Origin of the sequence: Klebsiella sp. 141203 (genome assembly GCF_032601985.1) — a bacterium.
Lineage (GTDB): Bacteria > Pseudomonadota > Gammaproteobacteria > Enterobacterales > Enterobacteriaceae > Klebsiella > Klebsiella aerogenes.
Window position 1 is genome coordinate 604,847 of the sequence record NZ_JAQIRL010000001.1, and the last position, 20,099, is coordinate 624,945.

General features: G+C 53.7%; 17 protein-coding genes. 6 read left to right on the forward strand and 11 right to left on the reverse strand.

The genetic code is table 11. The features are described 5' to 3' along the window. Nucleotides 1–2: 2 nt before the first annotated feature. The 3 genes from PGR29_RS02980 (at nt 3) to PGR29_RS02990 (ending at nt 3,850) form a co-directional block, all read left to right on the forward strand. Nucleotides 3–1,820 (forward strand): ABC transporter ATP-binding protein, encoded by a 1,818-nt coding sequence (locus tag PGR29_RS02980; RefSeq protein ID WP_316424031.1) that lies wholly within the window; start codon nt 3–5, stop codon nt 1,818–1,820. Between the two features lie 187 nt (nt 1,821–2,007). Then, nucleotides 2,008–2,754 carry a DeoR/GlpR family DNA-binding transcription regulator gene (locus PGR29_RS02985; RefSeq protein WP_087859439.1) on the forward strand — a complete coding sequence of 249 codons (747 nt, stop codon included), beginning with the start codon at nt 2,008–2,010 and terminating at the stop codon, nt 2,752–2,754. A 13-nt stretch (nt 2,755–2,767) separates the two neighbouring features. Continuing rightward, the gene (locus tag PGR29_RS02990; RefSeq protein ID WP_316424032.1) at nt 2,768–3,850 is read left to right on the forward strand and encodes an oxidoreductase; all 1,083 of its coding nucleotides are present in this window, start codon (nt 2,768–2,770) and stop codon (nt 3,848–3,850) included. Nucleotides 3,851–3,889: 39 nt separating this feature from the next. On the opposite strand, the gene PGR29_RS02995 is transcribed toward PGR29_RS02990, so the two are convergent. Together PGR29_RS02995 and PGR29_RS03000 are read right to left on the reverse strand one after the other, a co-directional pair. After that, nucleotides 3,890–4,522: a helix-turn-helix transcriptional regulator gene (locus tag PGR29_RS02995; protein ID WP_316424033.1), complete on the reverse strand. Its 633-nt coding sequence runs from the start codon at nt 4,520–4,522 to the stop codon at nt 3,890–3,892. Continuing rightward, on the reverse strand, nt 4,519–5,496 hold the full coding sequence (locus PGR29_RS03000; RefSeq protein ID WP_316424034.1) for a threo-3-hydroxy-L-aspartate ammonia-lyase: 978 nt from the start codon (nt 5,494–5,496) through the stop codon (nt 4,519–4,521). Before PGR29_RS03000 ends, PGR29_RS02995 begins: the two co-directional genes overlap by 4 nt. A 248-nt stretch (nt 5,497–5,744) precedes the next feature. On the opposite strand from PGR29_RS03000, the gene PGR29_RS03005 reads away from it, so the two are divergent. Then, on the forward strand, nt 5,745–5,939 hold the full coding sequence (locus tag PGR29_RS03005) for a hypothetical protein (RefSeq protein WP_316424035.1): 195 nt from the start codon (nt 5,745–5,747) through the stop codon (nt 5,937–5,939). An 80-nt stretch (nt 5,940–6,019) separates the two neighbouring features. Here PGR29_RS03005 and PGR29_RS03010 read toward each other — a convergent pair whose 3' ends face one another. Then, on the reverse strand, nt 6,020–6,778 hold the full coding sequence (locus tag PGR29_RS03010) for a hypothetical protein (protein WP_316424037.1): 759 nt from the start codon (nt 6,776–6,778) through the stop codon (nt 6,020–6,022). Between the two features lie 463 nt (nt 6,779–7,241). Between PGR29_RS03010 and PGR29_RS03015 the strand changes: the two genes are divergently transcribed. Together PGR29_RS03015 and bdcA are read left to right on the forward strand one after the other, a co-directional pair. Further along, on the forward strand, nt 7,242–7,808 hold the full coding sequence (locus PGR29_RS03015; RefSeq protein WP_113373199.1) for a DJ-1/PfpI family protein: 567 nt from the start codon (nt 7,242–7,244) through the stop codon (nt 7,806–7,808). 162 nt (nt 7,809–7,970) lie between these two features. After that, the gene (gene bdcA / locus PGR29_RS03020; RefSeq protein WP_316424038.1) at nt 7,971–8,684 is read left to right on the forward strand and encodes an SDR family oxidoreductase; all 714 of its coding nucleotides are present in this window, start codon (nt 7,971–7,973) and stop codon (nt 8,682–8,684) included. Nucleotides 8,685–8,734: 50 nt separating this feature from the next. Here the strand turns inward: bdcA and PGR29_RS03025 are convergent, their stop codons facing one another. The 8 genes from PGR29_RS03025 to PGR29_RS03060 are packed head-to-tail and all read right to left on the reverse strand — an operon-like array spanning nt 8,735 to nt 20,095. Further along, nucleotides 8,735–10,081 (reverse strand): VasL domain-containing protein, encoded by a 1,347-nt coding sequence (locus tag PGR29_RS03025; protein ID WP_316424039.1) that lies wholly within the window; start codon nt 10,079–10,081, stop codon nt 8,735–8,737. A 21-nt stretch (nt 10,082–10,102) separates the two neighbouring features. After that, nucleotides 10,103–10,546, reverse strand: coding sequence for a type VI secretion system baseplate subunit TssE (tssE, locus tag PGR29_RS03030; protein WP_087859431.1), 444 nt, complete (start codon nt 10,544–10,546; stop codon nt 10,103–10,105). A gap of 1 nt (nt 10,547) precedes the next feature. Then, nucleotides 10,548–11,084 carry a type VI secretion system lipoprotein TssJ gene (tssJ, locus tag PGR29_RS03035; RefSeq protein ID WP_183269068.1) on the reverse strand — a complete coding sequence of 179 codons (537 nt, stop codon included), beginning with the start codon at nt 11,082–11,084 and terminating at the stop codon, nt 10,548–10,550. Then, the gene (tssG, locus tag PGR29_RS03040) at nt 11,065–12,090 is read right to left on the reverse strand and encodes a type VI secretion system baseplate subunit TssG (protein WP_410477021.1); all 1,026 of its coding nucleotides are present in this window, start codon (nt 12,088–12,090) and stop codon (nt 11,065–11,067) included. The genes tssJ and tssG overlap by 20 nt, the downstream gene beginning before the upstream one ends. Before the next feature lie 29 nt (nt 12,091–12,119). Next, the gene (gene tssF, locus PGR29_RS03045) at nt 12,120–13,883 is read right to left on the reverse strand and encodes a type VI secretion system baseplate subunit TssF (RefSeq protein ID WP_213793906.1); all 1,764 of its coding nucleotides are present in this window, start codon (nt 13,881–13,883) and stop codon (nt 12,120–12,122) included. Between the two features lie 38 nt (nt 13,884–13,921). Continuing rightward, nucleotides 13,922–15,493, reverse strand: a complete 1,572-nt coding sequence (tssA, locus tag PGR29_RS03050) for a type VI secretion system protein TssA (protein WP_316424040.1) — start codon at nt 15,491–15,493, stop codon at nt 13,922–13,924. Then, entirely contained in the window at nt 15,493–18,939 is a 3,447-nt protein-coding gene (locus PGR29_RS03055) for an ImcF-related family protein (RefSeq protein ID WP_316424041.1), read from the reverse strand. Before PGR29_RS03055 ends, tssA begins: the two co-directional genes overlap by 1 nt. After that, complete coding sequence (locus tag PGR29_RS03060; RefSeq protein ID WP_316424043.1) at nt 18,926–20,095, reverse strand: hypothetical protein; 1,170 nt, start codon at nt 20,093–20,095, stop codon at nt 18,926–18,928. The genes PGR29_RS03055 and PGR29_RS03060 overlap by 14 nt, the downstream gene beginning before the upstream one ends. Between the last annotated feature and the right edge of the window lie 4 nt (nt 20,096–20,099).

A 20,099-nucleotide genomic window follows, 5' to 3' on the forward strand; every position in this document is an offset into this window, starting at 1 on the left:
TCATGAACCGTGAAACGCCTGCGCCAGTGCTGGCCGTCGACAATCTGAGCGTCTCATTCCGCCACGGCGAGAGCTGGCAGAAGGTGGTGCGTAATATTAGTTTTAGCCTTTATCCTGGTAAGACGCTGGCGATTGTTGGCGAATCCGGCTCAGGCAAAAGCGTGACGGCGATGGCCATTATGCGCCTGCTTTCTACCCGCCATAGCCGTACCGAGGGACAAGTGCTGCTCGGCGGTAAATCACTGCTCGAGATTCCTGAAGAGGAAATGCGTCGCGTACGCGGCGCCGAGGTAGCGATGATTTTTCAGGAGCCGATGACCAGTCTCAATCCGGCATTTACCATTGGCAACCAAATAGCGGAAGTCTTTATTCGCCATCAAGGTTTATCGGCGCGCCAGGCGAAGCAGGAGGCCATCGCCCTGCTGGATAAAGTCCGCATTCCGCATGCTGCGCAGCGTTTCGATGAATATCCGCATCAGTTTTCCGGCGGTATGCGCCAGCGCGCGATGATCGCGATGGCGCTGGCCCTGAAGCCTAAACTGCTGATCGCCGATGAACCCACGACCGCGCTGGACGTCACTATCCAGGGGCAAATCCTTGATCTGATCAAAACCCTGCAGGCAGAAAACAATACCGCGGTGCTGTTTATTACCCATGATATGGGCGTAGTCGCGGAAACCGCCGACGATACGCTGGTGATGTTCCGCGGCGATGCCATCGAATGCGAGCGCACGCCGACGCTATTCGCCGCCCCGCAGCAGCCCTATACCCGCGCGCTGCTGGCCTCGGTACCCGCGGCAGGTGAAATGGATATGAGCTCGACACCCTGTAAGTTCCCATCGGTGAACCTACAAACGGGGGACATTCGTCGTTTTCCGCCAGAGCCAGACCTTAGCCTGACCAGCAACGAACCGGTGTTATCCGTCAAAAACCTGGTCACCCGGTTTCCGGTTAAAAAAGGCTTTTTTAATCAGTTAGCCGGGCATATTCACGCCGTAGAAAACGTCAGCTTTGATTTATGGCCCGGCGAAACACTATCACTGGTGGGCGAATCAGGTTGCGGTAAATCGACTACCGGTCGCAGTCTCATTCGTCTGGTCCAGGCGCAATCCGGTCAGGTTCGCCTGAATGGCTATGACGTCCTGCAAGCCGGGCGCCAGCAGCAAAAGCGTATGCGCCAGGATATCCAGATGATTTTTCAGGATCCGTTCGCCAGTCTGAATCCACGGCTGAAAATCCAGGAAACGCTGATTGAACCGCTGCTGGAAAATGGCCTTGCCACCCGCCAGCAGGCGCTGGCGCGCGCCCATGAATTAATTGAGAAAGTGGGTCTCAGCGTCGCGGTGCTTAACCGCTATCCACATGAATTCTCCGGTGGTCAGCGCCAGCGCATCTGCATTGCTCGCGCGCTGGCGATGAATCCCAAGGTGATTATCGCCGACGAGTCGGTGTCGGCGCTGGATGTGTCGGTCAAGGCGCAGGTGGTCAATCTGATTATCGAACTGCAGCGAACGATGAAAATCGCTTTTCTGTTCATCTCGCATGATATGGCGGTGATTGAACGCATCAGCCACCGGGTGGCGGTGATGTATCTTGGTGAAATCGTCGAAATTGGCCCACGGCAGGCCATTTTCGCTAATCCGCAGCACCCGTATACGCAAAAGCTGATTGCGGCGATCCCGAAAACCGATCCGTCTCGTCGCCATCTGTTGCGTGAAGTCAATAACGATGAACTGCCCTCGCCGTTTCGCGATAAAGACTGGCAGCCGCCGACCCGCCGCTACGAACAAGTCGGTAATCAGCACTGGGTAATGCGCTGAGCGCATTATATTTAAATAGACCGGTTGAACGCGCCTCAGGCTGCGCTAAGCCGGTCCCCCTTCCCAAAAAGCGATGCACAATCACCCTTTTAACTGGTAACGCATTTTTTGCTGTTTATTGCGATTCACATTCTCACATCATGCTGTATTATGCAGGTTATTGCAGCATTTTGCAGGGAAAGCGATTATGCATAAAACCGCACGACAACAGTTTTTGCTCGAACTACTGAGCGAAAACGGTCAAATTAGCATCAGTGAACTGGTTGAACGATTGCAGGTCTCGCCCGATACCGTCCGCCGCGATCTTGGTGACCTGGAAAAACGCGGACTGGTGCAGAAAAACCATGGCGGCGCTATCGCTCTCGATCTTCCAGCCATGAATCGTCAGGGGCGCAATGCGCTGCTGCCCGAGACTAAACAGCGCCTCGGCGCGCTGGTCGCCCGTGAGGTTCCACCGGGAGTAACACTATTTTTAGACGCCGGCAGCACGGTACTTGCCGTCGCCGCTCATCTAAAAGGGCCGCTGACGGTCATCACCCCTTCGCTGGATATTGCCCAACTATTTAGCGAACGGCCCGATATCGAGTTGGTTTTACTCGGCGGTAAATGGGATATGCGGCAGCGGTTGTTTGCCGGTAGCGCTACGCTTACGCTGCTTTCCCGTTACCGCGCGGATATCGCCATTCTGGGCGCCTGCGCGATCCATGCGCGGCAAGGGCTTAGCGCCAGCCAGGAAGCAGATGCGGAAGTAAAACGCGCCATGCTGGCAGCCAGCATCGAGCACTGGCTGGTGGCTGACCATCTAAAACTTGATCGCTGCGAGCCTTACCTGGTCGCCGAACTGAAACACATCGATCGTCTGTTCCTCGACAAGCCGTGGCACGCGCTTGGCGAAGACAATTCAATGCAGGTCAGCATTGCTGACGCTGAATAACGTGGAGAAAGTCATGCATAAAGTTATCACCGGCGCAGGTAAACCCATTAATATTGCGCTGATCGGCTATGGATTTGTCGGCAAAACGTTTCACGCGCCGCTCATTAACTCGGTCGAGGGGTTAAAGCTTGCCGTCGTCGCCTCCCGCGATGAAGCCAAAGTGAAGCAGGACCTGCCGGATGTCACGGTAATCGCTTCGCCGGAAGAGGCCATTCAGCATCCGGACGTTGACCTGGTGGTACTCGCTTCGCCAAACGCCACCCACGCCCCGCTGGCTCGACTGGCGTTGAACGCCGGAAAACACGTGGTGGTGGATAAGCCCTTCACTCTCGATATGCAGGAAGCGCGCGAGCTGATCGCGCTGGCTGAAGAAAAGCAACGCCTGCTTTCAGTATTCCATAACCGCCGTTGGGATAGCGATTATCTTGGCATTAAGCAAACCATCGAGCAGGGGCTAATCGGCAAGGTTAAGCATTTCGAGTCGCATATCGATCGCTTCCGCCCGGAAGTACGCGTCCGCTGGCGCGAGCAGAACGTGCCCGGCAGCGGCCTGTGGTTTGATATTGGCCCCCATCTGATCGACCAGACGCTACAACTTTTCGGCCTGCCGCAAACTGTACAGGGCAATATCGCCACCTTACGACAGGGTGCGGAGATCAACGATTGGGCGCACGTGGTACTGAACTATCCGCAGCACAAAGTGATTCTGCACTGTAGTATGCTGGTTGCCGGCGGCATCTCGCGTTTTACGGTCCACGGCGATAGCGGCAGCGTTGTGAAACTGAAAGCAGACCAGCAGGAGAGCCAGTTGCTGGCTGGGGTCATCCCAGGGAGCGAAAGCTGGGGCCAGGATGACGACAGCATGACGCTGTTCGATGCCAGCCTGCAGACGCACACGCTCGCCACGCCGAAAGGCGATCAGCGCCAGTACTATATTCAGGTTCGCGATGCCCTGTTGGGCAAAATCGCCAACCCGGTGCCGCCGCTACAGGCGCTGGCGGTAATGGCGGTGCTGGAAGCCGCCGTTGCCTCATCAGAAAGCGGCAGCGTGCAAAAGCTGGCGTTAACCGCCGACGAACTGGCCGGGCTTCAGTAAATATCCAGATGGAATAGCGGCTGCACCTCCTCGCGGCCGCTAGGCTTCTCTCTCCTGCCGGGCGTATAAATAAGCTGTCGCACGCGAAATACCAAGATGCTGCGCAACCATTTCCATCGACTTGCGCAGATCTAATAGCCCCTCTTTACGCAACTGTTGAATGACCATTTTACGATCCGCTGCGCTCAGCGCCCTGGCTGTCGTCGCCCGCTCGGCGGCAAATGCATCAATTCGTTGGCGAATGGCCGCCGCACCGCCGGGTTCAAGATGTTCGGTCACCGCGGCGCTTTCCGTAGCGGTAAAACGCGTTAACGCGCTTTGCATACCGCGAAACAACGTGATATCGACGTTAAGACAAAGCGCGGCTACATATTCACCACTCTCCCCTTTAATACCGATAGAGGTACTTTTCACCGCACGACCGTCAGCAAACTGATTAGCATAGTTGGCGACAACGGCCGGGAACTCGGCGCTGGCAATCCGCGCTAACCCCATCTCGGTCGCCGCTTGACCAACCTCTCTGCCCGAGAGGTTATTGTGAATTGATAAAATGGCGTGCTGAGGATGCGTGAGGTCATGCACGACCACTTCGCAAAACGGCGCAAAGGTTTCGCTTAACCCCTGAGCGAGGATATCAAGCTGCGCCAGCAAGGGTGACAACTCACTACTCATAAGCCGTCCCCGGTGCCTAATAAGGCGCTATAACGGCTCATATCCACATTACCGCCGCTGATGATAATGCCGACTTTTTTACCCCGCAGCTGCGCCATAGCGTTCCGGGCGGCAGCAAAACCCAGACAACCTGTCGGTTCAACCACCATTTTCATTCGCTCAGCGAGAAATTTCATCGACGCGACTAATTCATCGTCACTCACGGTCAGGATATCGTCGACGTGTTGCTGTATTAGCGGAAAAGTATATTGCCCCAGATGCTGGGTTTGCGCGCCGTCGGCGATGGTTTTCGGCGTCTCAATGTGCACAATGCTTCCGCAACGAAACGACTGCTGGCCGTCATTGCCAGCTTCAGGCTCTACGCCATAGACTTTACACCCCGGAGACAGATGACGTGCCGCCAGCGCCGAGCCTGACAGCAGACCACCGCCGCCGAGGCAGACAAACAGCGCATCGAGCGGACCGACCTCTTCTATTAACTCTTTCGCCGCTGTCCCCTGCCCGGCAATCACGTGCGGATGATCGTAAGGAGGGATAAGCGTAAACCCATGCTGCTGAGACAGGTCACGTCCGATCTGTTCGCGATCCTCCGTGTAACGGTCATAAAAAACCACTTTGCCGCCGTAGCCCCGGGTGGCGGCGACTTTCGCCGCTGGCGCATCATGTGGCATCACGATGGTTGCCGGAATGCCCAGCAGTTTGGCCGCCAGCGCGATGGCCTGCGCATGATTGCCAGAAGAAAACGCCACTACCCCGGCCCGTTTTTGCGCTGGGCTAAACTGTTGCAACGCGTTCATTGCGCCGCGAAATTTAAACGCCCCCATGCGCTGAAAGTTTTCACACTTTAAAAACAGCTGCGCTGAGTATCGTTCATCCAGGGTACGCGAGGTCATCACAGGCGTTCGGTTGGCGTAGTCGGCAATGCGCTGCGCGGCTGCCGCCACGTCGCGATAATCGGGGAGTTGTAGAGTCATTGTTTCGCCTTGTTGATCAATGGGTAGCCATCTTTAATACATTTAGTCTAATTAAATACATTATGTATGATCAACAATCAATCGCAAATGGTATAGTTCGCAACCAGAGGAAAATGTGCCCCGCCGGGCTAATGCCTGCTGGAAATTTCCCACATTTGGGAGCAGGATATAATCAAATACCTGATTATTGTGGTAACGCCCCATTAGCTTCTGCGGACGCAGCCCGACACACTGGACAGGAGAATGTCATGTATTACACGTTAGGAGAAAAGACCCTCCACTTTTATCGCTATCAGTGCCGTTACTACGTCGCCCATTGGGACGGCGGCCACGTGATGACCGAGCAGTTCAAGCCTTTTATCGCCGGGATCAGCGAAAAGACCGGCCTGGAAGAAAAGCGTGTGGAAGCGGTCGCTCGCGATTACTTTACCAACGTGGATTAACGCAACGCTTCAGTATCACCAGAAAATACTAAAACGGCACCTTAAAGGTGCCGTTCTACATTCACTTCACTGATAAATAATCACGCTACGGGGATTTTTGAAATAATATATTCTAATGATTCATCAATATTCTCACCTGCCAGCATTTTCTTGCGCACGTCAAACGCCCGTCCGGTACGTAAGAACTTTAAAGAAACCTTATCATTATTCACCCCTTTATCGGTTAATACGACTTCACTCAACGGAACGATAAAGGTGTCTGAGTACAACTTTGGTTTAACTATCAATTTATCGCCAGAAAGACCAATCATAACGCGCTCCTTGAGGCGTACCCCATTCCAGATATTGAGAACTCCTACTGCGACCAATAAGTAGCCAATTCCCACGCCCATCACCAGAACAATAACCCCCATGCATAAAGCAATAGCTCCGGTAGGAACAAATCGGGATGTATCGCATGTTAATTTATAACTGTTGTCTTCAGGCTTTGATATATCAACCGCAGTTTTAGTGCTGTAAATATCAAGACCTGCGTTGCAGTATCGTTCGTAGCTAAAAAGATAACCGATTAAAAACACCAAACCAATCGGCACCATAGTAATTCCACCGATATAAGCAAACACAATACCAACACGCGGAGCTTTCGGTAATAACAGAACGCTTGCAACCTGAGCGACTATAGCAATGGGAAGTACTATTGTGACCAAATCTTTAATCAAACGCAGCGTTCGATCGTAGCCATAATAATCTGAAAGCGAGTTAACCTCATTGAGCACCAAAAGAAACATGGCTAAGTTAATAATAATACCAATCAATGTCAGACGGTGAATTTTATTCATTCATACTCCATTATGCTTACTCATCGTAAAATATTACTTTAAATAATAAATTTACACTATACCGGCAATATTAAAAGCCATTATCAACGCCCACCAACGCTCAACCACTCGAGATACCCGAATATATTCACAGGTGTGAAAAATGGAAAGCATATATACGGCAGACAGTATATCCCAACGGACTACCCCCCAATTAAATAGAGAACAAGCCGATACTAACAAATACATTGTATCCGTCAACAAAAAAGGAAAAACTTAGAAAATAGAAGTTATTTATTTATCGATAAATTTTTTGCCACTCCATTTAATTCATATTTTAAATTTATTAGACATTATCCAATACACCCAAACTATATTTTATCGCTATTGTCGCTATCCTGTCTTATTCATACGTTAACTGTTGGCATTGTTCATTTTACCAGGCTATACCTTAGGCATCATTATTCATCAAGGAGCTGTCGCAATGGGCAAGAAAATATTGATGCTGGTGGGCGATTACGCCGAAGATTACGAAACCATGGTACCGTTTCAGGCGCTACAGATGATCGGCTATCAGGTTGATGCCGTTTGTCCTGATAAAAGCAAAGGCGACTATATTTTGACGGCGATTCATGATTTTGACGGCGCGCAAACCTACAGCGAAAAACCCGGTCATCGCTTCGTGCTGAACGCCGACTTCGAAAGCGCAGAAGAGCAAGACTACGACGCGCTGCTCATCCCCGGCGGCCGTGCGCCCGAATATTTACGCCTGAATGAGCAGGTAATTAAGCTGGTACAGGCTTTTGACGCTGCGCAAAAGCCGATTGCCGCCGTCTGCCACGGCCCGCAAATTCTCGCCGCGGCGGGGATTCTCAAAGGCCGTACCTGTAGCGCTTATCCGGCTTGCGCCCCGGAAGTGCGGCTGAGCGGAGGCCAGTATGCGGATATCGGCATCGACCAGGCGCACGTTGACGGTAATCTGGTCACCGCCCCCGCCTGGCCCGCGCACCCACAGTGGCTGGCTAAATTCATCGAATTACTCCCGCAGTAAGGTTCTGGTCTTATCAGGGACTGGCATTCATTATCGCGTATCTGCTGTAGTGCCAGTCCTGCTAATCACGGACATTTTGTATCACTCACTATATTATTTCTTGACAGCTTTCACCGCTGAACAATATTGTATCGATCACTACAATATAGTGAGGCAAAGGTCATGGCTGTATTTGATAACAAATCGGTACTGGTATTGGGCGGGAGTCGCGGCATTGGCGCGGCGATTGTACGGCGCTTTCGTGCCGACGGCGCGTCGGTGGCTTTCAGCTACGCGGGTTCAGGGCAAGCGGCACAGCAGTTGGCTGGCGAAACCGGCAGTACCGCGGTATTTACCGATAGCGCCGATCGCGATGAAGTGATCAAGCTAGTTCGCGATAGCGGGCCGTTGGATGTACTGGTCGTTAATGCCGGTATAGCCCTCTTTGGCGATGCGCTGGAGCAAGATAGCGATGCGATCGACCGTCTGTTCCGCATCAACATTCATGCCCCCTACCATGCGGCCGTCGAGGCGGCGCGCACGATGCCGGAAGGCGGTAGAATTATCATAATTGGTTCGGTGAATGGGGATCGCATGCCGATGCCTGGCATGGCGGCTTACGCGTTAAGCAAGTCCGCGTTGCAGGGACTGGCGCGCGGGCTGGCGCGAGATTTTGGCCCCCGCGGTATTACGGTGAATATCGTGCAGCCGGGCCCTATTGATACCGATGCCAACCCGGAGAACGGCCCTATGAAAGAACTGATGCACAGTTTTATGGCGATTAAGCGGCATGGCCGCCCGGAAGAAGTTGCGGCAATGGTTGCCTGGCTGGCAGGCCCGGAATCATCGTTTGTGACGGGGGCAATGCACACCATAGATGGCGCATTTGGCGCCTGATATACAGGAGGGCTAGATTAGCTAGCCCTTTATCGCAGCAACCATAACGACTATTCCTTCATGTCTAATTTCAGCAAGGCATAACGAGTAATCAACTGCTGCAAATGCTGTTCTGCCTGATGTTGCTGCGCTGAACTTTGGGCCTGCTCTTGCGGCATCTCCGCCAGCTGACGCAGTTGTTCTTCGACCGGAACAGTACGATTAAACGACTGGGTCATTGCGAACACCGCTGATTTCAGCTCGCTTACGGTTAGATATTTTCCCTTTTGTTCATCCAGCGCATCAAGGCGCTGGGCCAATTGCTGCAACTGCTTCATTCCTTGATGCCATCCATTGAGATTTTCAACCGGCAGCGCGGCGGCGGCGAGCTGTTGCCGCCACTGCCGGGAGAGCGTTTGAGCCTGCTCAGGCCACAGCGTTAACGCCTGCTGCACCAATCGCTCTCCATCATCGATAGCCCAATCCGGATTGAGCTCAGCCAGCCGCGCCAGCTGCTGCTGGGTCTGTAGTATCCCCTTATCAGCTGACGGCGAGCGCGGCTGAAAGGAACGCAGCTGCTCAGCCGAAAGCGCCACGGGCAATGGCGCCAGGCTGGCGGCGAATTGCACTTGCTCCTGGTCTGATGAATAGAGAACCCGCCATCCCCATATCGTCGCCACCGTTAACAACAGCATGGTGATCATACCGGCAGCAAAGGGGCGCCAGCGCTGTACCGCCGACGGAAGGTCACAAGCTGTCGCCATCTCCGCAGCGGTATCCGCGGGGGCAATGTACACCCGTTTTATCCGTTCAACCGACTCATCAACCTCAATAATTGCGTTCCCCGGCACGGTCACGCCGGCGTGCTGCGAATTATCGGCGCGAGCTATGCCATCGCTGTTTTCCAGCCGCACGGCGGCGTTATGTATCAGAGCGACCAGGACATCCAACTGACCGGCATGCTTTAGCTCGAGCCGTTGCAGGGCTGCATCGAGCGCTTTTAGATGTGTTTCCGCTTGATATAATTCGCTGAGGTCGGCATATGCCAGGGTTAACGTGCGCAGCGCCTGCTGTAACCGCTTGCTCAACCCGCAGACGATTTCCATCCGCGCATGCACCGGCTGCGGCCACAAAGCGCCCCATTGACGTGTAATCAACGTTTCAAGAATAGCGAGACCTTCATTGAGGCCAAATAATCCAGCCAACTGCGTGCGGGCCAGCGTGTACCAGGCTGCTGTCTGAAGATCCACACCGTTACGATCAAACAGCGACAGGCATAACTGTTCCGCATATCGCCAGTTAACGTCCGGGCGCGCCGGGTGGCTGAGCTTTTGCATTTCTTCACGCAGCTTTGCGTAGTCCGCCTGCGTGCGCGGGTCCCCCCCGGTAGTGAGGTGGCGTTCAGAATATGTCGTCATAAGGATTAACCAAAGTGAGTACTAAATGGCGGTACGGGCGTCCAGGTACTGTTGCTGTTTGAGATGGCGAATTAGCACCCTGCCCTCAGGCATAAACTCCGTGCCGTAACGTACCAGACCAATTTCCTTCAGTTCCGCGTCAATGGCATAACGCAGTTCGCCAGGCTGTGTCTGTTCCAACATCTCAACGCGGATGCTGCTTAGACGCGGCTCGTATTTGAGTAGTACTGCAGACAGCGTGGTCATAAGCTGGTGCGCGGTGCCCGGCATCCCCTGGAGGATTTTTGTCATATCCGGCAGCCCGTAGTCCGGGAGATGCGCCAATGCTCCCGCCCGGCAATTAAGAATACGCTGCATGTTATCGAGCACCGAAAGAATGACCTGATTTTCTTCGCTGACCTGATGCAGGTCGAGACCGCCGGAAAAATTACCGAACAACGTGTCGTAAAGCGAGGGGCGCGGCATCTTAGTTATCCTTCAACGGTTGCAAGGTTAAACGGTTATGGCCGGCTTCAATAACCCGCGGTTTGTCCGCGTCAAGATCGTCGCGAGTCAACACCAGCCGCCAGCTGTTCCCAGCCAGGTCAGGCGCCATAAACATCCCCGCGATCGCGACGTATTGCGTTGCCGCCTCCAGCGGCATATCAACAGCCACGGATTCTCCGGGGCGCAGACGAATATCTTTCTCGGCAAGCCAATCGCCTTGGATCGCCTGGCTATCCTCAGCAAACAGCGAAGGATAATCTGTATCATCAAACACCTTTCGATCTTTGAGCTGGTATATACGTACTACGGTCGCCAGCGATGCCCCTTGCGCGTTATTATTCACCCCTTCCCGGGCGCGAATATCCAGATGCAGTGTTTTCACCTGCTTATAAAAAATAGACCTGGTCACTGAGACCGCCCCGTCCTTCACACTCTGTGTCAAGCCGCAACCGGCCAAGGCCGTCGAGAAAATCATCGCCAATAACGCAGCGGAATATTTACCAGCGATAGTCGCCATCTTCATCGTGCTCCCTTCGGTGAATATTTTCCTGGACGCGCTGATAACGCCCTGGATGAATGGTGATAATGTCATTCGAACTGCGATGTGGATTTAGCGGGCGCAGCACTGCAGTACGCCCTAACCGCACCGCTTTTGTTAACTGGCAGGTAAGCTGCGCTTCCGGCAATAAATGACGGGCGACGCATAGTTGAATGCGCACATCCAGGTGTGTGCCGAGCCAAACATGCAGCAACGCCATGAGGTCCTGGAGTCGTTCCCCCCCGGGCAACCATCCCTGCGCTTCCTCATGGTTGCTGGTCGTTAAACGTAACAACACCTGACCATTAACATCCGTGCCGTGGGTTCCCATGACCGGCCTGGCCGCCAGGCTAACGGGATGCCGCACGCTCATGGTCAGCGCCTTTTTCAGCGGAATACGACAGCGGTCGTGATGAAAGATCTCGGCACGAGTTTCCGGCGCCAGCAGTTCAACCAACGCCCTCATTCCTTCCTCCGTTCGTCCCGGAAGAAGCATCAATGGCAGCAGCGCCAAAAAGCGTGATAACGGTATATCCACCGCGGCCGCGCACCCCTTAATCCCCAACCCGGCTAATCCCAATAGGTACTGCGAGGTATTGTCTGTGCCGCCAGCCTGAAATGTCGCCGGGTATGAATATTTACGCCAGATGCGGTAATACTGGCTAATCAACCGATGGTTGAAAATATCCAGAAAATCCGCTGCGGCGGCATACCCCTCGCGGCGCTGCGCGATATCATCAATATAGTGCGTCGGCAGCGGCGACTCGACTCCGTACAATCCCATAAACGTGACGCGAAGCGAGGGCGGTAAGTGCGAAACATCCGCTTCAGGCATTTCAAGTTGCCGAATTTCACTGGCCGGGAATCCCATTCCCGGATGTGGTCGAAAGCGTATCGGTTCATGCCGTATTTGCCAGCCTCCACCGGTCAACGGCGCCTCTGGCTGGCTCTGTTCAAGCAACTGACTGAAGCGATAAAAATTCATGTACGGCAACCGCTCCCGAGCCTTCGCTATCAACCGGGCAGGCGCGGATTGTGATTCTCTTTCCACCGAATATATTTCCCTTCTGGCTGAACAATAAGCGTAAGCTGGTTGAATTGATTCATATCGGCATAGAGGGCAAAAAAGCGATTCAGCATTTCGCCGAACAGATGAATATCCCCTTCGCCGGTGAACCCTCGGCTGTCGAGGGTCACTTCAATTTCCAACCCTCGTAACAGAAACCCATCTTCAAAACGCTGAAGACGATGATGCTTGACCGACTGGATCGCCTCAAGACGGCGGTAATTCAGCTCATCGTCACGCCAGTTATAGAGTGACAGCGTGCCGCGAAGTACCTCGGCGTTACTCATCATGTTTAAAAAACGAGTACCCAGATGGCTCATAACCCGCCAGTGAAAGCGATCCTCTGCGGGCGGATAAGCAGGCAACGTCGGCTTACACAGATTCCGCACGCTCAGCTGCGTTTCTGAAACCTGGTCACAGCGGTCAAGCACGGTGCTTTGCAACGCCCGGCGCGGTAATTGCCCGTTGGTGCCAGTGATACGTAGCGATACGGTTTCTCTTTCAAAACCCCGATCGGCTTCCCAGCGCTGGCCGCCCAGGATTAACCAGGTGTCGTGCATTCCGCTGACGCCGCGCTTCACGCGCGTATGGTAATACCGCTCCGGCGCATGGCGGCGCATCATTCCTCCCCGATGTCGGAAACTGGTAAAAGGGACATATCGCGCCTCGCCCGATCGCCCTGAGCCGGTGACGCTATCAACGGAATAAATCTCAGTATGTCCGTCCTGCAAACGTTTCGGCCGCAGCAGGTATTCGCTCTCCAGGCCGCTGATAGTTAACGGATCCGCTTCCAGGGTGAACAGGTTAATCACCGGTACGCAGTGCAGGCGTAGGCAGTCTTCGGTTATGGGTAAATCGCTTTGCCAAAGTTGGTTGAACACCACCTCGATATCAAAATGAGTTATCCCAGCAGGAAAGGTGTAATTGTCCAGACCCTGCAGCTGGACAAACATAAATTTTTCGCGGAAGGAAAAATATTCCAGCAATAGCTGATAACCGCTAAAAGCACTCTCTCCCTTCGGCCACAGGCCGTCCTCCTCGCCGAATCCACCCGGTGAGAAATAGCCGTTAATCTTTATCCGCTCAGCTTGCGTTGGCAGGCGCAGATACATCGCGGCCTGGCGTTTGGTAAGCCACAAATGCAGGGCGCTGCCGGTTACAGCGTCTTCTCCGAGATAAAGCGGCAGGCGGCGCAGATCGGCGTGGGACCAGTCAGCCTGGCCACTGCAGGCAAAACGAATCCTCAGGAGCGAACGCCCGTCCGGCTCGCTGACCATGGCAATTTTCGCCACCGTTATCGGATTCAGCGTCACATCGCGAGTGGTACGGTAGCGGCAAAGGGTATTTTTCGGCCCCACCGGGCGGGACGTTATCTCAAGACCAGCAGGTACCGTTTCCGCCATTTTCATCGCCGTAAGTTCCGGCATGAGAGCCACTATCGATAATGACGGAATAGTGCGCAGGTAATGTGGCCACAGCATACTGACCAACCCTTCGGTGAGCTCCGGTAGATCATCGTCGATCTTTTCACGCAGGCGGCCCATCGAAAACGCAAAGCCTTCAAGCAGCCGCTCCACGTAGGGATCCGGCGTACCGGCTTTGTCGAGATCCAACATTGCCGCCCGATCGGGGTGCGTTTGGGCGAACTCTTTTGCCGCTTCGCGTAGATAACGCATTTCAGCGTCAAAATAGCGTAGGGTTAAATCTTCCATCGTAGGTTTTCCGTTATTCATCCATGACGATCGGGCTTTTAAACACAGAGTACCGCCGCTCGGGCGGGATTAATGGCGATCAATTCAGCCAGTAAGCGGTCCATCAGCGGCTGCAAACGATTTTTGTCCGTTTCACTGCGCCCGGCCTTACCCCGCAAAAGTCGAAGATGACGGGCCCAGACCTCAAACAGCAGCTCTGGTTCCCATTGCGCCAGAGAAAGTGTGGCGGCCTGCGCGTCCAGATCCGCCAACAAATGCTGCGCCAGTTCATTTTTTCCAGTCTGTTCGGCAACCCTCGCCATCAATAATCGCAGCAGCCAACGGCTTCGCGGAGTCGTTATTCCTGGACGATGCTGTAACCAGGACAGCGCCGCATCGGCTCCCTCGCTGTCGGCTAGCGCCAGCGCTTCGGGCTCCAGTTGAAGGATAGGGTCATCGCCGGAAGCCGTTACAGCGCCAGACACGGCATCGTCCCGGAAGGCGGCATTATCCAGCACCAGTTGCTGAATCCAGTTTTGAGTCACCTCATCGGCAAACGGCGTGCCGTCGTTGAACGCCAGCTCCTCCAGGCCAATTAAGCGAGCCAGAAGTCCTTGTAGGTCATGTTGAATAATATTGGCTTCCGCCTCGCGCCCGGATTTCAGCAACGCCTGGTGAACATACCACTGCAAATCCAGCCACAGATGATTCGCTGCGCGGGAAAACATCTCGCTGGCCTGCTCCAGCAGCTCCAGCCAGCTCTGCTGCAGATACAAGCGCTTCAGCAACGCCCGCTGATCCGGTTTTGGCGGATCGATACGGGTCCTGCCGTCCGCCAACAGAGGGGGTAATTGGTGCAGCGTGTCATGGCGGATACTTCGTATCAGGTGATAGGCAGAGAGCCAACCGTCCGGTCGATCGCTGAGATATTTTGCCAGCACCCGCGCCTGTGTCAGAAGTTCCTGACCAGACGTAATCGTACCTGTCTGCGGCGCACTACTGACTGCTGCCGTTAGCGGTGTATCGCTGATATTCTGCGGTACTACGGCCTCCGGGCCGCCGGATTTCATCAACCGGGTTTCGAGGACGCCGCACAGCGCGCCGGGGACGGCCCCCTCTTCTACCTGCTCGATAAGCAACAAGGCTCCGGTAATGCGCATCGCGACGCTATTATTCACTTCGGGGAATAGCGAGAGGCTGTCGAGCATTCGCTGGCTGGCCAGCCAGTCAAGAGCCGCTTTTCTGCTGCGCTCACGCTGCGGGTGCAGATGAAGGCCAAAACGCTGCATTAACCCCGCCAGCAATTCCAGCCCATCGGCCAGGCCGGCTTCGCCATCGCGATGCAGGCGAGCCCAGGCGTAGTAGGAAGCGACGCGGATATCACGAGTCACGGTCGTTAACAGTTTTTCCGCAAGCTGGCAAATGAGATCGGTATCCGCTCCCGAAAGCTTATTCACCTCTTCGCGCATCAGCTGGAAATCATCGTTATAGCCAGGGTCGTTGCCGGTCGGCGAATCGGCTGCGACTGGCTGCAGCCAGCTTTCCCATAGCAGCAGACGTTGCTGCGTTTGGGCAACCAGCGTTTCAGGCACGGCCTGGCAAGCATTAATCAATGTAAGAACCGATGCCATTAATAAATATCCTCCCCTCGGCTTTCACTCTCCAGGTCACTGTCTGTCGTTTCTGCGCTGACCATAAAAATGGTCTCTGGCAGGGTAAAGTTGCGCAGCGCCAACAGCGCCAGCGGCCCCTCGCCGGCTTCGGTACGGAGCGTATAGTTCAGCATCAGTCCATCCGGCGCTTTCCAGCTCAGGCTCCAGCTACTGCCTGTGCCCGGATAAGCTCTCACCGTGGCTTTATCCAGTAACCGGATCCAGCCCCACGCCCCGGTCAGGTCAGCGTACTGGCGTGTTCCCGCCCGGGTGCTGATCCAACTTAAACTGGCCCCCGGCGCTTCGGTGTCCGCCGGCCAGCTAAAGCGACGCCAGGTCGGCATCTGGTTCATGTAATTCAGTTTTTGACGATCGACCTCCAGCATTGTTTGCATCACGCCTTCCGCGGTTCCCGGACGCAGTTCGAAGTGCATTCCAGCCTCGCCGTTGGTAAATGCCACATCCGCAATATGGCTCAGGGTATTCATCGCGCGCAGGAAGGCTGGGTTAAATGTCAGCCCCTGGGCATTGATGCTGTCCGCCACCCAACGGCTTCCCTCTTTATGCAGCACCCCATTAAGCCGGGTCTGCAGGAAATGACTGATGCGGCCACTCTCTGCATTGAGATACTTCGCCAGCAGAGGTAAAGAGACCTCGCTGCTCACATTTTTGAAGGGATAGCGCCCACCGAATGCCCGGTTCCAGTCATCGAACACCGCGCTACGCCAGCGGGCATTGAGGCTTTCTGCCGCCGGAGTCAGCACCTGCTGCCAGGCTTGCTCCATCGGGCGGACAAACACCGTTTGGCCGAAGCCACGCCACTCCTGCCCTAGCCCTGCCGCCACCAGGCTACCGTAGTCTCGGGTGTCGGTAAGATCCACCGCGCGACCTTCAAAAACCGTCTGCGCCAGCGCCAGCGTCATCGCCTGCGGATCGGCCGCATTAGTCACCTGCTGCAGACGCAAACGAACCTGTGTCACGCGGGTCAGAAACGTTTGTAGATTCAAACGACTACCAGACATGCTGCCATCGCGATTATCCATCAGGGCGAGCACCGGGCCGAAAGTCGCATCCAGTGGCCCCCGCAGGCCGCCTTGCTGATCGATAAGCGGCTGATCTTCACGGTTAAACAAATTTTTCGCTGATTTGACCAGCGAATCGGTTATCGCCTCGCCGCGCTGTCCGGTTCGTCCCTGTACATTCAAGGTATTCATCAACGCAATCAGCGGCGACTGACGCACATCCGCCATCAGAGTTAGCTGATCGATGGCATCCGACAGCGTGGCGGCGCGCTGCCAACGTAGACTATTGAGAAAGTTCAGCCAGGCGCCGCTGAAATCGGCAAAATAGCGTTCCGCCAGGCGTTCGCGAAGCGCTTCCGGCGTCGCCGCCTGCGCTACCGGAAGCTGGTTATCGCTGAGCACCCAGTCGATTTCATCGCGGCGCGCGTTAACCACTTTTTCAATAGCCGGCTGCACGGCATGCTCCCAGGCGTTGCGGGTGAACATACCCGGGACTACCGCATCGGTGGTATACAGGCGTGAGGCGTCGGTGTCACCGGTCATATCCGCCAGATGCATATCAGCATACTGGTTCGCCACCTGCGCCAACATTTGCTGATAGAGGGTGGATTCGCTATTACGTTTACCTAACTGACGAATTAACAGCGTACGAGCCTGACTGACCAGCGTGGGATCGGCCGGCAACCGCCACTGCGGATGTAACGCCAGGCTGGATGCGTAAAATCTCAGTAGAGACGTTCCGCGGCCCTGCCAGAAGCCGTCCGTCACGCCATCCCGCTGCGGCCAGTTGCGCATCAACTCGCGAGCAAACCAGCCTGCATCCATTTTTTCCGGGCGGGCGAGCATGAGATAGAGCTTCAATTGGTCATAGGCGGTTTTGGCTAGCCGTTCACGTAGCGGACTTTCCGGCGGCAATTGCACGAAAGCCTGTAACTGCTGCTGAAGATGTTCCGCCGCCGCATCACGAACCAGCGGTAGCGCCATGACGCCGTAGCGTGGGTAGAGCGCCGCCAGCAAATCATCATTCTGGCTTAATCCGGCGCGCGCGTACCAAGGCGCCCCGTGCGCTTTGCGGTATGTCAGTTGAGCCAGCGTTTTCTGCACGGCGGCCAGCGCATGCAGGCGTTCGGCAAGTGGCTGTTTTTGCGCTGCGGCTCGTTGCACCTGCTCCTGCGCTGTGACCAGCAAATGGCGGTTGGCCGCAAAAGAGACGAACATAGCGCCTCCCCACAACAACATCAGCACCGCGCTGATAACGGTCATGATTTTTGCAAGAGAATAACCCGTTTTATGGGCTTTCAGTCCCGCGGGTAACGTCGCAAGCGATTCAAGCAGAACATCCCAGCGATTATCCTTCCGCCAGTAATGATCCGCGCTATGGGAGAGCTCCTGGACCTGAGATCCGAACATGATACCGGCCAACGGCAAAGGCCGCGCGGACGACAAGAATGCGGATAAGGGACCAACAATAGATTCAGGAAACCGGGTCAATTGCTCGGCAAGGCGCAATAAAAATGCGTCTTCATGGCTGTCACTTACTGAGTGTATTCCACGAGCGATCAGCTGCCCGGCCAGATTATCCACCAACTGACGGAATTGCTCTGGCGTGCAGTTGGCAGGCAACAGGCAACCTATTGATTGTGTTATTTGTCCTCGTCGTTCCCCAGCTCGCGGGTGTAAGGACCAGACGTATAGCGGTAGACGCCTGCGCTGCTGAACATAACGGGCATTCAGGGTATGGGCGATGCTGTCTATATCCATAGTGGATAAAGCCGGAGTTATTGCATCCCCACTCAGCACGGTCAGCTGGTCGAAGGCCGATGTTATCCATATGACGCCATCGGGTTGGCGGCGAAGCTTACAAACCGCATTACGCTTGGTGCGATCGCCCTGTTTTGTCAACTCTGCGTCCCACAGCAAAACGGTTCCATTCGCCTCAAGCCAGTATTGATCGATCAGGCCAGGAATAGCTTGCTCCACATCAGCGCTTTTACCCGTCACCATCAGGATACGAACTTTCGACGGCCAGAAATAACCATACTGCTGTTTCAGGTAGTCGTTTAATTCAGCGTAATACCTATTTTCTTCGCCATTGGTTTCATCATTTTCAGGCGTGCGGTAGGTATGTAGCGCTGAAAAGCGTTTCGCCAGGTATGATGTCGATGGATTTGCTTTGGTTGCATAAGCGTAGCGTTTGAATACTGAAAAATAGGAATTTAATCTAAGGAGTTTAAATGCGCATAAAAAAACAAACATAAAAGCAAACCAGCAAGATACTTTCCCGGCCTTACCTGTCAGTCCAAAATCATCTCCCCATAAATGTATTGCTATTGCAGCCAAAATGCCAATCACGCCGACCAATATGGCAACACCCAGTAATCTTAGTAAACTATATTTTTGCATCGCGCTTCCCCAGGATCTTTATTTTAGATAGCACGATCCCAGCCTCATCCTCTGACACAATAAGATTTACAGAACCGTTATCACCTGATGATGCCAGTGATAGAGATAACGCTGCCCACATATTATTTCTTCCCTGCCTACCCAGTATAAATTCCGTGAAATGATGTCTGACTTTTTCTTCACCATTATTAGCATTGAGAATTTTAATAGCTTGACCTAATGCTGCTTGATTCTTAAGTTTACCAATCCATATTTTTTCGATAATACCCGTAGACGATTGAAAGTTGAGAACATCTGCCAGGTCTTGAGTTAACTCAGCGGAATTTGTCGCCATCGCACGATAAATTCTGATTTTTTCCTTTAGCTGTTCATTCTTATCTGTTGCAGGAGGCGCGCAAAGCCACGCGCAAACACCATCGCTGGCACTATTTGCCCCATTACCGACAAGCGAAACCAGGGGGGCAAAAGTGATAATTAAGCGAAAGTTATTATCGGTATAATTAAGCCATTCATCAATTTGCTCAGCATAGTGAGTCATCATCCACGCAGGTGTTTGAATGCTCTCCTCCTGCATCCCTAATTTTCGCCATGCCAGCGTGAAGGATTGCCATGCTGCAGTATCAAGAGGCATACCCATAGGAAAGACAATTTTCAATTTATTCTTTTTTGCTAATGTAATTAAAACAGAACGTAGTGGTGAAAGCAGTTCGTAAAATAATGTATTATAATCAACGTTAACAGGAAACATCACCGGTTGTTGCCCGATAATGTGTATCTCACCGCCTTGTTTCAGGTTCTCAACTTGCGCCTGCTCCGGGAACATGAAGTGATAATCTACAATACTGATATATTCCGACGCCCACGCAGAGTAAATCTTGTCCAATGCAGCATTCTCTGCCTTAATTACTGCATTTTTTTCAAGACAAATACCAAGCTGAAATGAACGCCATCCGGCGAACAGCAAAAGTATCGCCAGACTGCTTGCACATAATATAAGCGCATACAGGACAGAATTCGCATCATGCGTAAAATAATACCATGAGACACATGCAACCGCGATCGAAATTAGAGAGACAATGAAGAATAGTGTCATTTTTCCCCATGCGACTGGTGACACATCAATTAATTTTTGTTTCTCCGGTATATTCCAGGCCATTATA

Bases quoted from the DNA above. Each gene is read 5' to 3' on its own strand.
- PGR29_RS02980 (WP_316424031.1), top strand. From the start codon at position 3: ATGAACCGTGAAACGCCTGCGCCAGTGCTGGCCGTCGACAATCTGAGC.
- PGR29_RS02985 (WP_087859439.1), top strand. From the start codon at position 2,008: ATGCATAAAACCGCACGACAACAGTTTTTGCTCGAACTACTGAGCGAA.
- PGR29_RS02990 (WP_316424032.1), top strand. From the start codon at position 2,768: ATGCATAAAGTTATCACCGGCGCAGGTAAACCCATTAATATTGCGCTG.
- PGR29_RS02995 (WP_316424033.1), bottom strand. From the start codon at position 4,522: ATGAGTAGTGAGTTGTCACCCTTGCTGGCGCAGCTTGATATCCTCGCT.
- PGR29_RS03000 (WP_316424034.1), bottom strand. From the start codon at position 5,496: ATGACTCTACAACTCCCCGATTATCGCGACGTGGCGGCAGCCGCGCAG.
- PGR29_RS03005 (WP_316424035.1), top strand. From the start codon at position 5,745: ATGTATTACACGTTAGGAGAAAAGACCCTCCACTTTTATCGCTATCAG.
- PGR29_RS03010 (WP_316424037.1), bottom strand. From the start codon at position 6,778: ATGAATAAAATTCACCGTCTGACATTGATTGGTATTATTATTAACTTA.
- PGR29_RS03015 (WP_113373199.1), top strand. From the start codon at position 7,242: ATGGGCAAGAAAATATTGATGCTGGTGGGCGATTACGCCGAAGATTAC.
- bdcA (WP_316424038.1), top strand. From the start codon at position 7,971: ATGGCTGTATTTGATAACAAATCGGTACTGGTATTGGGCGGGAGTCGC.
- PGR29_RS03025 (WP_316424039.1), bottom strand. From the start codon at position 10,081: ATGACGACATATTCTGAACGCCACCTCACTACCGGGGGGGACCCGCGC.
- tssE (WP_087859431.1), bottom strand. From the start codon at position 10,546: ATGCCGCGCCCCTCGCTTTACGACACGTTGTTCGGTAATTTTTCCGGC.
- tssJ (WP_183269068.1), bottom strand. From the start codon at position 11,084: ATGGCGACTATCGCTGGTAAATATTCCGCTGCGTTATTGGCGATGATT.
- tssG (WP_410477021.1), bottom strand. From the start codon at position 12,090: ATGAATTTTTATCGCTTCAGTCAGTTGCTTGAACAGAGCCAGCCAGAG.
- tssF (WP_213793906.1), bottom strand. From the start codon at position 13,883: ATGGAAGATTTAACCCTACGCTATTTTGACGCTGAAATGCGTTATCTA.
- tssA (WP_316424040.1), bottom strand. From the start codon at position 15,493: ATGGCATCGGTTCTTACATTGATTAATGCTTGCCAGGCCGTGCCTGAA.
- PGR29_RS03055 (WP_316424041.1), bottom strand. From the start codon at position 18,939: ATGCAAAAATATAGTTTACTAAGATTACTGGGTGTTGCCATATTGGTC.
- PGR29_RS03060 (WP_316424043.1), bottom strand. From the start codon at position 20,095: ATGGCCTGGAATATACCGGAGAAACAAAAATTAATTGATGTGTCACCA.